The sequence below is a fragment of the Sandarakinorhabdus glacialis genome (genome assembly GCF_014643455.1).
GTDB classification, from domain to species: domain Bacteria; phylum Pseudomonadota; class Alphaproteobacteria; order Sphingomonadales; family Sphingomonadaceae; genus Sandarakinorhabdus; species Sandarakinorhabdus glacialis.
On sequence record NZ_BMJM01000005.1, the window covers coordinates 72,759 to 87,709 of the forward strand.

Consider the following 14,951-nt stretch of genomic DNA (forward strand, 5'->3'; position numbering starts at 1 on the left):
CCATGACCGATTCCGCCCTCAACATGGTCGTCATGGTGATCGTCTTCGCAGCGGTGGCGCTCGCGGTCATGGCGATCGCGCCGATATTCAGTCGCCGCATGGACCTCGGCACCCGGCTGTCGACGTCGGCACCGGTCAAGGTCAAGGGCGGCAACACCGGCGAGCCCGGCCTGCGCACCGACCAGACCGGATCGCTCTGGGCGCGGCTGATCCATGAAGTCGAACGCCGCGGCCTGTCCCTCACCGATACCCAGGGCGACGTCCTCACCGAAAAACTCATGCTCGCCGGCTATGACCAGCCATGGGCGGCGCGCGCTTTCGTCCTGGCGCGCACGTCCCTCACGATCATCCTGCCGCTTCTGGCGTTGATCGTGATGACGATCCTGAGCTGGTGGCCGACCCCGGCCAAGCTCTACGCCGTCGTCGGCGGATCGGCCGTGCTCGGGCTCTATCTGCCAAACCTAATCGTCAATTCGCGCGCCGATCGCCGCCGCGCCGAAATTCTCAACGGCTTCCCCGATACGCTCGACTTGATGCTGGTCTGCGTCGAAGCCGGGCTTGGCATCGATGCAGCGTTCAGCCGGGTCGGCACCGAGATCGTCCAGTCGCACCCGCTGCTGGCCCGCCTGTTCGCCACCGTGTCGCTCGAGTTGCGCGCCGGCCGCTCACGCGAAATGGCGCTGCGCACGCTGGCCCGCCGCACCGCCATCCCCGAAATCCGCGCCTTCACGACGCTGATCATCCAGTCCGACAAGCTCGGCGCCAGCATCGGCACGGCGCTGAAGATCTATGCAGCCGAAATGCGCGAGGCCCGCAAGATGCGCGCCGAGGAAAAGGCCCATCGTATCCCGGTGCTGCTCTCGGTGCCGCTTGTCGGCTTCCTGCTCCCGTGCATCCTGATGGTGATGCTCATCCCGCCCCTTATCAACATGAAAAACGTCTCACGATCCGGCGCAGCGGAGACTCGCAGTGGCAAGTAACAATGTTCGCTCGACTGTCGCCAGCGCCGCATTGAAGGGCGCCGCCGTCGGTATCGCGCTCATCGAGGCAGCGTCGCTCCAGGCGCGCCCCGCGGTTCCCGAGAATGTCCGCACCAACGCGCTGAACACGCCAGTGCCGACGGGCGACGCTTACCAAACGGGGCGCGGCCTGCTCAGCGTCGGCGACGTTACCAGCGCCATGGCCGCCTTCCGACAGGCGCTTGTCGATACCCCGCAATCGATCGACGTGCTCAATGCCCTCGGCGTCTGCTATGATCGTCTTGGCCGCTATGATCTCAGCCGCACCTACTACGACACTGCGCTGGCGATCGAACCGAACGCGCCGCTGGTCCTCAACAACCTCGGCTATTCGCTGTATCTGCAGGGACAATATCAGGCCGCAATCCCGGTCCTCCAGTCGGGCACCAATTCGCCCGACCCTGCCATCGCCGCCGCCAGCCGCCGCGTTCTTGCGCTCGTCGCCGCCCGGATGCGTGACAGCGCCGCCCGCGCGAGCCATCTCGAAGCCCTCGCCGACATCGGTGCCGCAACCGACCCCGGCACACCCGGGACTCGCAGCGCCCGCATCGAAACCGCCGCCAACGGCGAACAGCGGCTGGTCATCGGCGGCCCGGCCCCCGATCGTCGCCTCGTTGCCAGCCTCGGCGATGACGCCGCCCTCGTTATCGTCGCCAAGCCCTGGACGGCTCGCGACGACCGCGCGCTGGCCGACCACCAAGCCGCCGAAGACCGTGCCGACGCCGCTGCCGGCGCCCAGGATCTCGCGGCGCTCGCAGCCCCCGCAGCCCCGGTCCTCGCCAGCCTGTCGCTTGAAAGCGCTGCAGCCCAACCGGCGGCCGGCCGCGTCGTCGTGGCGCCTCGCGCCAGTCTCCTCGCCCGGGCCGAAGCCGGTCTGGCACCCGCCGCGCGCATCCCGGCAAAAACGCGTGAACGCGCTGCCTCGGCGCAGGTAGGCGGTCATGCCGAAGCACTCGCCGCTGCCGACACCGTCGACATCCCCGCCTGGCTGCTGTCCTCGCGCCGCATCGCCAAGGCGGCCATCACTGCCGGGACCGTTTCCGGGCAAGACCCGGTCAACGTGGTAGGCGCCTTTGACAGCGACGATAACTTTCTCAACGCCTTCGCTGCCCGTATGCGCAGCGCTGTCATCACGGACGACTCCGCACAGAAAGACGCCGCTCTCGCCCGCCTCCATGCCCTCGTCGCGCGCGTCCGATCGGCATGATATTTTGCCCCGCATGACACCGCGCCCCGGGGCCGCTTCCCGCGGCGCCCTGCGCTTCTGCCGCGCTGCGCTTCTCATCACATTCCTGGCCGCGCCGCTCACCGCGCAAGCGCCGCCTGCCGGGCAAATGGCCGCGCCAGCCACAGCAACCACCGCCCCTCCCGCCATCCTCGCGCTCGTCGACAATGCGATCCGCGAAGGACGCTTCGACGCCGCCGGCACGCTCATCGCGCGCAGCCGCATCGATGGCGACAGCCCGCAATTGCAACTCCGCACCGCCGAGCTGTTTCTCGCCACCGGCGACCTCGCCGCCGCTGCCATTGCCTTCGGCGACTTGCTGTCCCTGCCCGGTGTTGCCGCCGCGGCGGGACAGGGTCTCGGCCTCGTCCGGCTGCGCCAGTTCGACCTGCCCGCCGCCATCACCGCCCTCGATGCCGCCCTCGCCCTCGATCCCGATCTGGCCCGCGCCTGGACCGCGCGCGGTGTCGCCGCCGATCGCGGGCGCGACTGGCCCGCCGCCGACGCCGCCTACGCCCGCGCCGTCGCTCTCGATCCGGGCTCGGCAACCATCCTCACCAACCGCGGTTATTCGCTGATGCTGCGCGAGCGTTTCGCCGATGCCGAGGTCGACCTGGCCCGTGCCGTCGCCCTCGATCCGGCGCTCAAGACCGCTGCCACCAATCTCCGCTTCGCGCGCGCCATGCAGGGCCGCTACCGCGACGCCTTCCTCGGCTCGACCCGGGGCGGCCTGGCAGCCGATCTGAACACCGTCGGTTTCGCCGCCATGGCCCGCCAGGATTATGCGACCGCCGAAACCTATTTCAATCGCGCCCTGGCGCTCAACAGCCGCTTCGACCGCACCGCCTGGGCCAATCTGGAATATCTGAAGTCGCAAACCGCCCCCAGAACGGGCGTATTGCCAGCCGCCGAGTCCGGTGAAAGCAACCGCCGCATGCAGGTTGCTCGCTGAGATGACTCCCGCCGAAGTCATCACCATCACCGCCGCCGTCATCGCGCTCGGCTGTGTCCTTGCCGCCGCCATCGCCGACATCCGCCGCTTCGAAATCCCCGATGGCCTGTCGATCGCCCTCGTCGCCACCGCAATCGTCTACGGTCTTGCCACCCCCGGCTTTGTCTGGTGGTCGCACATTGCGGCACCGCTCGGCTTCTTCGCCTTGGGGCTGTTCGTCTTCAGCCGCGGCTGGATGGGCGGCGGCGATATCAAGCTGATGACCGGCATCGCCGCCTGGACCGGCCTTGAGGGCCTGCTCGCGCAATTCGTCGCCACCGCGCTCGCCGGCGGCATCCTTGCCCTTGCTCTCATCGTCGCGCGCCGGGTCCTCGCCAGCCCCGCCCTCGCCAGCCGCGCCTTTGCCAGCCGCCGGGCCGGCATGCCCCGCGTCTTCCAGTCCGACGCGCCGCTGCCTTATGCCATCGCCATCGCTGCCGGCACCTTCTGGTGGGCAGCCAAAGCCTGGCCCATCGCCTAGTTGGCTCGCTGCGGCGGCAAGCGTTCGCTCGCATCCGCCAGCGCCACATAGATTTTGCCAAGGTCCGACGACAGCATTGCCGCCGCCATCGTCTCGCCATCCCGGCTGTCGATCAGCCGCTGCACCAGCCCCTCGAACATCGTGCAGTAATGCGCCGATTCGGTACGAAACGCGTCGTCTTGCCGGAACAACCGGCCGATCTGCCGTGCCCTTTCGCGGTCGAGCTGCGGCGCCACCGCCCGCGCGAACACCGTCCGGTCGCCGCCCAGGTAAGTGCCCCAATCGGCATCGCTGACCCGTATCGACAGCAGCTCCGCCAGGTCCACCACCGAGCTGTTGAGCGCATCCATCACGCGCGCCGACCGCGTCGCGAGCGATTCCCGATCCTTGATGGTGAATTGCATATCGATTTCGCCGACCCGCGTCTCGACCATCGATACCGTCTCGACCAGCGACAGCATATGCCCCGCCATCCGCGCCGCCGCGGCCTGGCTGGCGCCCGCCGCCCGCGCCGTCGCCGTCTCGATCGCGGCAATCTGCGACCGCACCGGTGCGCCGAATGCCGCCTCGGCCTGCGCGCTCGTCGCTGTCTCGAGCGACCCCACCGCCTCCGCGATCACAATTGCCAGACGCTGCCGCAGCTCCGCCGCCGCCGCTTCGCCGGCACGCGAGATTCGCTCGACTTCGGCGCCGAGTCCGGCCGCGACCTCCCGTGCCGCCGCGGCGCTGCTCGCCTCGATGCCCGCCAGCACCGTTTGCGCCGCCTCGAAATGCCCCGCCAGCGCATCCGCCAGCCGCTCGACTTCGGCGCGCTCGGCCTGCAGTTTTGCCGCCGCGCCGTCGACCAGCGCCGATCCCTCGCTCACCGACTCGCCGAGCGCGCCGACCGCCGCCAACATGCCGGCAGCGTCACCCTGAAGATCCGCCATCGCCGTACTTGTCGCCGCCAACCGCCCGGCCAGCTCGGCCTGCACCCCGGCGACCACCAATGCCAGCGTCCCCGCCTGCGTCTCGAGTCCATCCACCGCCGCCGCCGAAGCCGCCAGCGGCGCCGCCAATCCGGTGACGCCATCCTGCACGGCCGCCAACTGCGTGCCCAGGTCGCCCAGGGTCGCGCTTCCCGCCGTCCCCAGCGCCGCCAGCCGCGCCTCGACATCGCCGACATGCGCTGCCAGCGTCTCCTGCAGCCGCGCGCTGCCCGCCTCGTGCGCCTCGTACCGCGCCTGCAGGCTTTCCGATGTCCGCAACAACAGCTCGAGCCGCTGGTTGAACAGCCGCGCGCCATCGTCGCCGAGTATCGCGAGATAACTGCCGGCGCCGTTCACCGCGCCCTGCATCGCCGTCAGCTGGTCGGTCACCCGCTCGCGGATGCCATCGACCGCTGCCGTCGTCCGTTCCAGTACCCCGTCGACTGCCGCATCGAGCGCATAGGCGCGCTTCGACAGCGCCGCCGTATTGCGCGTCGACGCCTCGTCGATCCGCGCCAGCAGCGCCGCCATGTTGGCAATCGCCGTATCGGCCTGGATCGCGGCGTCCTGGTTGCGCGCCTGCACTGCCGCCAGCATCGTCTCGACGGCCCGCATCTGCATCGCGCTGTCGCTGCCGACGCTGCGCAGCACCGCGTCGACCGTGCCGATCGTGTCCGCCAGCGCCGGCAACCGCGCCGAAAAATCATCGGCGATCGCCTGCGTCACTGCCCCCGCCTGCGTCACCCGCTGCGTCGAGGCCTCCAGCGCCTCGGCACTCCGCCCCAGTTCGGCCAGCCCCGGCAACGCCCCGCCGGCGCTCGTCGTCAATCGCGCGACGCTGCCCGCGCTATGCGCCAGGATCGTATCGACTTCGCGCAATTGCGTCTCGAGCGCCGATAACTGCCAGACCGCATCGGCCAGCCGCGTCTCGACCCCGGCCAGTTCCAGCCCGCGTCCGGCGGCCGGCAACAGCCCCGCCACCAGCAATCCAAGCCCAAACGGCGGCAACACCGCCAGCACCAGCCGCACGAAATCGGCCGTGCCAGGCTGCGGCACTCGCACCGTAAAATCGAAGATCGCTGCCGCCAGCCACGCCGCCGCCACTCCGAGCAACGCCAGCAGCGGCCAGCGTCGTTCGAATCGAACCGATAATGCCAATGACTCCAACGCGCCGCCCCCCGGATGCAGGATGCCCTTCTAGGCCGGATTGCACTGCAACTGAACAGCCGATTTGGCCTTGATGGTGCCGACATTCGTTTCGTCAGTCATCGTCCCGCTGCGCCATCCGCCGCTCGCCCGATAGTGCAGCGCAGCACGCCTCCAGATCACTCCAACCTGTGGCCATATGGCAACACTTGTTACGCGCCTGTCATCTTTCACCGAACCGTCACGACCGCGCAGTCTTCCGGTCACAAACCGCCCCTAGCTCCGGCTGCAACGGCGCGGTTCATCGCGGCCAAAGGGCAACGTTTCCACCATGATCGATTTCGATAACCGCTCCGCGCCGGCTGCCTTTCGTTCGATCGCGCGGGCGTCGCTGCTCGCCGGCATCTGCATGGCCGCGATCGCCAGCACCGCCGCCGCCGCCCGGATCATCACCGCCGCTGCAACCGCCGAGGCCGCCGCCGACTCAGCCGCCGAATCCGCCGAAAACGAGATCATCGTCACCGGCTCGCGCCCGATCGCCGAATCCGAAGCCGCCGCGCTCATCATTCAACGCAATTCGGATTCGCTGGTCAGCGTCCTCGCCGCCGATTCCATCGGTCGCCTGCCCGACCAGAATATCGCCCAGGCAATCAGCCGTCTGCCCGGCGTCAGCGTTCAACGCGACCAGGGCCAGGCCCGCTACGTCAACCTCCGCGGCGCGCCGCTCAACTGGACCACATTGTCGTTCGACGGCATCTTCGTCGTCTCGCCCGAGGGCCGCGACGCCCGTTTCGATTCGATCCCGTCGGCCATCGCCAGCCAGGTCATCGTCCAAAAGGCCGTCACCCCCGATCTCAACGGCGAAACCATCGCCGGCAACGTCAACATCGTCACTCGCTCGCCCTTCGATTACAAGGGCTTCCACATCGCCACCAAGCTCGGCGCCGGCTATGTCGAACTCGGCGGCGGCACCGAAGTCGAAGGCTCGCTGGTCGTCTCGAACCGCTGGAACACCGGCATCGGCGAAATCGGTGTGCTGCTCTCGGGCAGCTATTATCGCCGCAACATGGTCACCGACAATTTCGAGATCGACTGGGAAACCGTCAGCCGCGACCTGCGACCCGCCGTCGCCGGCGAGGAAACCCCGCGCGTCTGGGCCCGCGAGATCGAGAACAAATACTACCGCCTGACCCGCAAGAACTATTCCGCCACCGGCCGTCTCGAATGGCGCCCCGACAGCGACAACAAGGTCTTCATCAGCTCGATCTACACCATCTTCGCCGACGACGAGCTGCGCGACAATTACCGCGTCGACGCCGACGACCAGCAGTCCCGCGTCCCCAACAGCACCGCGCCATGCCCCGCCGGCGCCGACGCGCCCGCACCTTTCACCACCGGTTACGCCGATGTCTGTACCGGCAATACGCCGCTCACCGGCACCATCTACGGCGTCGATTTCGACGCGCGGTTCCGCGCCACCAAATACCGCCAGTCGGTGTTCACCAACACCGTCGGCGGCGACCATGTCCTCGGCGACTGGACGGTCAAATGGCGCGGCAATTATACCCGGTCGCAGGACGACCGCAGCCTGCCGTACCTCCACACCTATCAAAGCCCGGGCTTCGGCAGCAACGGCGTCGGGGCCGTCGACCGGCCCACCGTCCAGTATGATTTAACCGACAAGAACAATTCGCACATCAGCCTGTTCCGCACCCTGCGCTCGCCGACCGGCGTCCTCTCGCGCGGCGCCGGCCTTTCGGATTACCAGAGCTTTCCCAACGGCATCACCTCGGCGACCGCGCTCGACGCCCTCGATGTCACCGACGCCTATACCGCCAAGGTCGAGGCGCAGTGGAACACCAGCCTGTTCGGCGACACGGTCCTCCGCTTCGGCGGCCAATTCGACCAGCGCACCAAGGAAGCCAATGAAAGGCTGCTGACCGCCCAGGGCAGCAGCCTCAACACGGCACTGACGGCGCAGGGTATCCCGCTCAACCTGTCCGGCATCCTCGGCACCGACCCGTTCAAGGGCAAGATCGCGCCAGGCTATATGATGACGCATTTCTCGGATGCGAAGGCCCAGGCCATCGTCCGCGTCGCCGGCTCGCTCGGCACCTTCGTCCCGCAGAACCAGAATTTCTACAATGTCCGCGAGAAAATCTGGTCGGGATTTGCGATGGGCACGACACGCTTCGACTGGGGCAACATCGTCTATGGCGCCCGCGTCGAAAACATCACCAACACCGGCACCGCCTTCGCCATCATCGGCAGCGCCCAGCAGCTGGTGACGATCGAAAATTCCAAGACGCTGGTGTTCCCCAGCGCCCATATCAACTGGAACGCCCGCGAGGACATGAAGGTGCGGCTGTCGTTCAACACCGGCGCCGCCCGCCCCGACTATACCGTCAGCCGCCCCAATTTGACCGTCAACGACGCCGACGAATCAATCTCCGGCGGTAACCCGCTGGCACTGCCCGAACGCGCCAAGGGCGTCGATCTCTACTGGGAATGGTACGTCCTGCCGCGCGGCTTCGTCTCGCTCGGGGTCTTCTACAAGGACGTGACCGACGTGCTGTTCCAGGACACCACGGTCTTCGGCCTCGACATCCTTAACACCGCCGCTTTCCCCAACCGCGTGCAATATGATTTCACCACGACGGTCAACGGTGGCGACGGCTATATCGCCGGCGTCGAAGGCGCGGTGCAGTTCCAGCTCGACTCGTTCCTCGACAGTGACAGCTGGATCGGCGGCTTCGGCATCCAGGCCAACGCCACCTACACCCAGTCCGAAGCCACCACCCCCGACGGCCGCAAGATCCAGTTCCCCGGCACCTCGGAATGGACCTATAACGTCGGGCCATATTACGAGAAATACGGCTTCTCGGCGCGCCTCAGCTATCAAAAGCGCACCGACTGGCTGTCCGAAATCGGCACCCCGGCCGATACCGGCGGCGACATCTTCTGGGCCGCCGACGACGAGCTCGACATCTCGGCCCGCTACGCCATCACCAGCAATTTCGAGGTCTATGTCGACGCCTCGAACCTCCTCAACGGCCCCGGCCGCCGCTACGCCGGCATCAGCCAGCGCACGATCGAGCACGAAACCTTCGGCCCCCGCGTCCAGGCCGGCATCCGCCTGACCTACTAAGCCTCGTCACCTCTCCCCTCGCGGGAGAGGTCGAGAGACGCGGCCCTTGCCGCGGCCCGGGTGAGGGGGTCCTATCTCATGCAGTGCCACAGGAACTCCCCATGACCCGCCTCCCCCTCCTCGCCCTCCTCCTCCTCACCGCCTGCGCCGCCAGCGAAGAACCCGCCCCCGCGCCCTCCACCCTCGCCACCGCCACCGTAACCGCCTCAGCCGAAACCATCGCCGTCGCCACCAAAAATGCCGACGCCGCCGACGACCCCGCCATCTGGCGCAACCCCGCCGACCCCGCCGCCAGCCTCATCATCGGCACCGACAAGAAAGCCGGCCTCTACGTCTACGGGCTCGACGGCAAAATCCGCGATTTCAACAACGCCGGCCGCGTCAACAACGTCGACCTCGCCACTTACAACGGCCGCGTCATCGTCGCCGCCAGCGATCGCGCCGACAACGCCAACGCCCATATCGCGCTCTTCAGCCTCGACACCGCCACGGCCAAGCTGACCCCGCTCGGCCGCGTCCCCGCCGGCGCCGGCGAGGCCTATGGCATCTGCCTCTACCAGCAGGTCACCCCGACGGGCACCGATCTCTACGCCTTTGTTGTCCTCAAGGACGGCACCATCAACCAGGTCGCCCTTGACCTCAGCGCCGCTGCCCCCACCGGCAAGATCGTCCGCACCATGAAGCTGCCCTCGCAATCCGAAGGCTGCGTCGTCGATGCCCGCACCAGCCGGCTCTACGTCGCCGAGGAAGACGCCGGCCTGTGGCGCTTCGAAGCCCGCCCGGATGGCATCACCGCCCCCATCCGGATCGCCGCCGCCGACGGCAAGCAAATCGTCGCGGATGCAGAAGGTCTGGCCATCGCCGCCGAAGGCCCGAACAACGACGGCTATCTCGTCGTCTCGAGCCAGGGCGACAACGCCTACGCCGTCTACAAACTCTCCGACGACAGCTACGCCGGCCGCTTCCGCATAGCCGCCGGCACATTCGGCGCCACCGAGGAAACCGACGGGATCGAGATCGCGACCGGCGATTTCGGCGCAAAATACCCCGCCGGCATCATGGTCGCCCAAGACGGCCAGAACGCCCCCAACGCCCAGAATTTCAAACTCGCCAGCTGGGCCGACATCAAGAAGGCGCTGAATCTCCTTTAAGGCTATCGCCGCCAGGTAATCAGCGACGTCGCCGCATAATTCCAGACCGCGGAAATCAGCACGCCCGCCACGCCCGCCACCCACCAGCGATACTGGTGCGCGGCGATAAAGCCGGCAACGCCGACATTGGCAGCAACGCCGACGCTGCACGCCGCATAAAAACTCAGCAGCCCGGTCGCGATGCCCCAACCCTTCAACCGGCGGTCGCGATAGGTCAGCTTGTTGTTGAGCCAGAAATTGACCGTCATCGCGGTCATCGTCGCGATCCCCTGCGACCATCCGAACGGCAGGCCGAACCCCTTCAGCGCCAGCGCCAGCACGAACATGTGGAGGAACACCCCCAGTCCGCCGATCAGCGAGAACGACAGGAACCGCACTGGCACCCAACCGCCGACCGCCTTGTCGAGCAGCAATATGGCAAAATCCCACATCGCTCCCGAATCGAGCTTCGACTCGCCCGCCTCGCGGCTGCGGAACTGATACGGCAATTCGGCAAAGCGCAGCGGCACCGGCGACGACACGAACAGGTCGAGCAGCAGCTTGAAGCCCAGCGCCGACAGGTTGCGCACCGCCGCCATGAACGCATCGCGGCGGATCATGAAAAACCCGCTCATCGGGTCGTTCAGCGCCGCCGACATCACCGACCGGCTCAGCCGCGTCGCCAACCGGCTCATCGACGCCCGCTCCGCCTGCCAGTCGCCGGTGCCACCCCCCGACACATAACGGCTGCCGACGACGATATCGAGGTCGCCGCCCTGCAGTTTCGCCAGCATGACCGGCAACAGCGTCTCGTCATGCTGCAAGTCGCCATCGATCACCGCGATAAACGGCGCCGCCGAAGCCAGCGCCCCTTCGATGCACGCCGACGCCAGCCCCCGCCGCCCGATACGCTGGATACCGCGCACCCGCGGGTCATGGGCGGCAATGCCGCGCACCACGTCGATCGTCCCATCGCTGGAATCATCGTCGACGAAAATCACCTCGAACGCGACGCCCACCAGCGCCGCCTCGAGCAACGCGGTAAGCCTGGCAATATTGGCCGCTTCGTTGAATGTCGGCACAATAACGACAAGCATCGGCGCGCCCAGCATTGCTGCCGCCATTCCTCCCGATGCTTCCCCCGCCCTCGTGGGTCTTCCTGCGGCGGCATTCCAGGCATTGCAAGCACCCCCCGGACAACCCCCGGATTTTCGCCCGCGATTGTCTCCTTGCGGCAACGCCGGCTTGCAGCCACAACCCCGTCTCATGCTCACCGAACCCACAGCCGTTTCGGCGAAGCCGGCGCTGCTCCCCACGGCAATCCTGGCCCTCACCGTCTTCATGCTGCTGGCAGTGGCACCGCAGATCTACAACGACGGCGACACCGGCTGGCACATCGTCGCCGGCCGCTGGATCGTCACCCATCTCAGCGTGCCCGCGACCGACCCATTCTCCTATACCTATGCCGGAAAACCCTGGCTGGCGCACGAATGGCTTGCCGAAATCCTGATGGCAGGCGCGCATGCCGCCGGCGGCTGGGCCGGCCTGTCGCTCCTCACCGCCGCGGCAATCGCCGGCCTCATCTTCGTCATCGGCGCGGAAATCGGTCGCTGGCTACGCCCCATTCCGACCTTGGCCACGCTCATCCTCGTCGTCATCGCCCTCATCCCGTTCATCCTGGCGCGCCCGCACGTCCTTGCCTGGCCGCTGCTGGCGATCTGGACGATCATACTCATCCGCGCCCGCGAGGCCGATCGCCCGCCGGCACTCGTCGCCGCCCTCATCATGCTCGTCTGGGCAAATCTCCACGCCAGCTTTCTCTACGGCCTCGTGCTCGCCGGCGCCTTCGGGCTCGAGGCGCTCGTCACCGGCCCCGATCGCCGCCGCGTCTTCCTCGGCTGGCTCGGTTTCGGTGCCGCCGCCCTCGCGGCCACGCTGGTCACACCCTATGGTCTCGATGGCCTGTTGTTCCCGTTGCAGGTCAGCAGCATGAAGGCCATTCCCACCATCATCGAATGGCGCCCGACCATCGTCGCCAACGAGTCCGGGTTCCAGCTTTTCCTCCTCGCCGCGATCTTCACCTGCCTGTACCGCGGCGTCCGCGTGCCACTGTTCCGCCTCGTCATCGTCATCGCGACACTCTATCTCGCCTTTTCGGCGGTCCGCCACCAGGCCATCCTCGCCATCGTCGGCGCTCTCATACTCGCCAAGCCACTGGCCGCGACGTTCCCGCCCCTCACCGAAACAGCCCTGCCGCGCCGCGCCAGGACGATCGCGGCGACGCTGGCGGCGCTGCTGCTGGTCTTCATCGCCGTTCGCCTCGCCATTCCCACAGCGCAACCGGACAATGCCTCCAACCCCAGCGCCATGATCGCCAGCCTGCCCGCTGCCCTGCGGCACCAGCCCGTCCTCAACGACTATGGCTTCGGCGGCGCGCTCGTCTTCGCCGGCGTCCGCCCCTATATGGACGGCCGCATCGACATGTACGGCGATGATTTCGCCTTCGAGCATGGCCGCATGATCCACGGCGACATCGCCGCTTTCGATCGCATCGCAGCCCGCCGCGGCATCACCTGGACCATCCTCAACCCAACGACGCCGCTGGTCGCAGTCCTCGACGCCCATCCCGGCTGGCACCGCCTCGCCAGTGACCGCTGGTCGGTCGTCCATGTCAGGCAGGGGTCAGCATCGCCGCCCTGACCTGCACTGCTGCGCATCCCACGGTTGAGCCGGCCGCCTCCCCCGTGCTAGCGACATCCGCTCGTTCCAAAGGAAGCCCATGTCCGTCGACGCCGCCACGGTGCGAAAGATCGCCCGCCTTGCTCGCATCGGTATCGACGATGCCGAAGTCGCGCCGCTTGCCGTCGAACTTTCCGCCATCCTCGGCTGGATCGAGCAGCTCGGCGAAGTCGACACCACCGGCATCGCCCCGATGACCGCGGTCATCCCCAATCACCTCGCCTGGCGCACCGATGCCATCACCGACGGCGACATCCAGGCAAAAGTCCTCGCCAACGCCCCCGACGCAACCAGCGGCTTTTTCGCCGTGCCAAAGGTGATCGAATGAGCGCCGCCGGCAGAAATTCGATCATCCCGGACTTGATCCGGGATCCAGAATCAAAGGTCCTTTAATGAGCGCCCTTACCGATCTTACCATCGCCGGCATGAAGGCCGGCCTCGCCGCGCGCGAATTCTCCGCTTCGGAACTCACCGCCGCGCATTTGACTGCGATGGAAACCGCCCGCCATCTCAACGCTTTCATCCTCGAAACGCCCGAAATTGCCCAAAATCAGGCCGCCGCCGCCGATATTGCCCTCGCCAATGGCTCCGCCGGCCCGCTGGCGGGTATTCCATTGGGCATAAAAGACCTGTTTTGCACCCAGGGCGTCCAGACCACCGCCGGCTCGAAAATCCTCGAGGGCTTCATCCCCCAGTATGAATCGACCGTCTCCGGCAAGCTGCTCGGCGCCGGCGCCGTCATGCTCGGCAAGCTCAACCTCGACGAGTTCGCCATGGGTTCCTCCAACGAAACCAGCGCCTATGGCCGCGTCCTGTCGCCGTGGAAAGCCCGCAATTCCAACGCCGATCTCGTTCCTGGCGGCTCGTCCGGCGGCTCGGCCTCGGCTGTCTCCGCGCGCCTCGTCGCCGGCGCCACTGGCACCGATACCGGCGGCTCGATCCGCCAGCCCGCTGCGTTCGTGGGTATTTCCGGCATCAAGCCGACCTATGGCCGCTGCTCGCGCTGGGGCGTTGTCGCTTTCGCCTCATCGCTCGACCAGCCCGGCCCGATGGCGCGCACCGTCGAGGATTGCGCCCTGCTGCTGACCACGATGTGCGGCTATGACGCGAAAGACTCGACCTCGCTGAATGTTCCCGTCCCCGATTTCGCCGCGCTGCTCACCGGCGACCTGCGCGGCAAGCGTGTCGGCGTGCCCCGCGAATATCGCCTCGACGGCATGGATGAAACCATCGCAAAGCTTTGGGAACAGGGCCTTTCCTGGTTGAAGGACGCCGGCGCCGAAATCGTCGAGGTCTCGCTCCCGCACACGAAATACGCGCTGCCGGCCTATTACATCATCGCCCCCGCGGAGGCTTCGTCGAACCTCGCCCGCTATGACGGCGTCCGCTACGGGCTGCGCGTCACGCCCCCCGGCGCCAACCTCGCCGACATGTACGCCGCCACCCGCGCTGCGGGCTTCGGCCCCGAGGTCAAGCGCCGCATCATGATCGGCACCTATGTCCTCTCGGCCGGCTATTACGACGCCTATTACACCCAGGCGCAGAAGGTCCGCGCGCTCATCGCACGCGATTTCGACCGCGCCTGGGCCCATTGCGACCTGCTGCTGACCCCCACCGCCCCCAGCGCCGCCTTCGAATTCGGCGCCAAGGCCGATCCGCTGGAGATGTACCTCAACGACGTCTTCACCGTCCCCTCGTCACTTGCCGGCCTGCCCGCCATGTCGGTCCCCGCCGGCCTCTCCCCCGAAGGGCTGCCACTAGGCCTCCATATCATCGGCAAGCCCCTCGACGAACCAACAGTCCTCAACGCCGGCCTGGCAATCGAACGCGCCGCCAACTTCACCGCCAAGCCGCAATAACTCTTGTCCTCCCCCTCAAGGGGGGAGGCGAGAGACGCGTCCTTACGCGGCCCGGGTGGGGGTGGTCCCCCGCCGAGACAGAGCCCATCAGAAGACCAAAACCGGCCACTGTCCGTTCAGCGACCGCTATCAACAATTTCCCAGAACTGACCAAGGCCCACCGCCCGACCCTTGACACAATTAACCAAACAGGTTACAATACGAACTCAGTCAGGCATCATTGCAAAAACCGCGATCGGAAAATC

At 67.1% G+C, this 14,951-nt stretch carries 11 protein-coding genes; 9 read left to right on the plus strand and 2 right to left on the minus strand.

Annotation, left to right across the window (positions count from 1 at the left end; all coding sequences use genetic code 11):
- Positions 1 to 2: 2 nt before the first annotated feature.
- The 4 genes from IEW98_RS08480 to IEW98_RS08495 are packed head-to-tail and all read left to right on the plus strand — an operon-like array spanning position 3 to position 3,716.
- Positions 3 to 980 carry a type II secretion system F family protein gene (locus tag IEW98_RS08480; protein WP_188762511.1) on the plus strand — a complete coding sequence of 326 codons (978 nt, stop codon included), beginning with the start codon at positions 3 to 5 and terminating at the stop codon, positions 978 to 980.
- Positions 970 to 2,226, plus strand: coding sequence for a tetratricopeptide repeat protein (locus IEW98_RS08485; RefSeq protein WP_188762512.1), 1,257 nt, complete (start codon positions 970 to 972; stop codon positions 2,224 to 2,226). The genes IEW98_RS08480 and IEW98_RS08485 overlap by 11 nt, the downstream gene beginning before the upstream one ends.
- 13 nt (positions 2,227 to 2,239) lie before the next feature.
- Positions 2,240 to 3,196: a tetratricopeptide repeat protein gene (locus IEW98_RS08490; RefSeq protein WP_188762513.1), complete on the plus strand. Its 957-nt coding sequence runs from the start codon at positions 2,240 to 2,242 to the stop codon at positions 3,194 to 3,196.
- A 1-nt stretch (position 3,197) separates the two neighbouring features.
- Complete coding sequence (locus IEW98_RS08495) at positions 3,198 to 3,716, plus strand: A24 family peptidase (protein WP_188762514.1); 519 nt, start codon at positions 3,198 to 3,200, stop codon at positions 3,714 to 3,716.
- Here the strand turns inward: IEW98_RS08495 and IEW98_RS08500 are convergent.
- Positions 3,713 to 5,842 (minus strand): hypothetical protein, encoded by a 2,130-nt coding sequence (locus IEW98_RS08500; RefSeq protein WP_188762515.1) that lies wholly within the window; start codon positions 5,840 to 5,842, stop codon positions 3,713 to 3,715. The two genes, IEW98_RS08495 and IEW98_RS08500, sit on opposite strands and share 4 nt — an antisense overlap.
- 319 nt (positions 5,843 to 6,161) lie before the next feature.
- Between IEW98_RS08500 and IEW98_RS08505 the strand changes: the two genes are divergently transcribed.
- Positions 6,162 to 8,978 (plus strand): TonB-dependent receptor, encoded by a 2,817-nt coding sequence (locus IEW98_RS08505; protein ID WP_243450644.1) that lies wholly within the window; start codon positions 6,162 to 6,164, stop codon positions 8,976 to 8,978.
- Between the two features lie 101 nt (positions 8,979 to 9,079).
- Positions 9,080 to 10,129, plus strand: coding sequence for a phytase (locus IEW98_RS08510; protein ID WP_188762516.1), 1,050 nt, complete (start codon positions 9,080 to 9,082; stop codon positions 10,127 to 10,129).
- A gap of 2 nt (positions 10,130 to 10,131) precedes the next feature.
- Here the strand turns inward: IEW98_RS08510 and IEW98_RS08515 are convergent, their stop codons facing one another.
- Positions 10,132 to 11,232 (minus strand): glycosyltransferase, encoded by a 1,101-nt coding sequence (locus IEW98_RS08515; protein ID WP_188762517.1) that lies wholly within the window; start codon positions 11,230 to 11,232, stop codon positions 10,132 to 10,134.
- 142 nt (positions 11,233 to 11,374) lie between these two features.
- Here IEW98_RS08515 and IEW98_RS08520 point away from each other — a divergent pair, with 142 nt between their 5' ends.
- From IEW98_RS08520 to gatA, 3 genes are all read left to right on the plus strand, one after another.
- Positions 11,375 to 12,808 carry a hypothetical protein gene (locus tag IEW98_RS08520; protein WP_188762518.1) on the plus strand — a complete coding sequence of 478 codons (1,434 nt, stop codon included), beginning with the start codon at positions 11,375 to 11,377 and terminating at the stop codon, positions 12,806 to 12,808.
- A gap of 79 nt (positions 12,809 to 12,887) precedes the next feature.
- The gene (gatC, locus tag IEW98_RS08525; RefSeq protein WP_188762519.1) at positions 12,888 to 13,175 is read left to right on the plus strand and encodes an Asp-tRNA(Asn)/Glu-tRNA(Gln) amidotransferase subunit GatC; all 288 of its coding nucleotides are present in this window, start codon (positions 12,888 to 12,890) and stop codon (positions 13,173 to 13,175) included.
- 64 nt (positions 13,176 to 13,239) lie between these two features.
- Positions 13,240 to 14,706 (plus strand): Asp-tRNA(Asn)/Glu-tRNA(Gln) amidotransferase subunit GatA, encoded by a 1,467-nt coding sequence (gatA, locus tag IEW98_RS08530; protein ID WP_188762520.1) that lies wholly within the window; start codon positions 13,240 to 13,242, stop codon positions 14,704 to 14,706.
- The last annotated feature ends 245 nt before the right edge of the window (positions 14,707 to 14,951 follow it).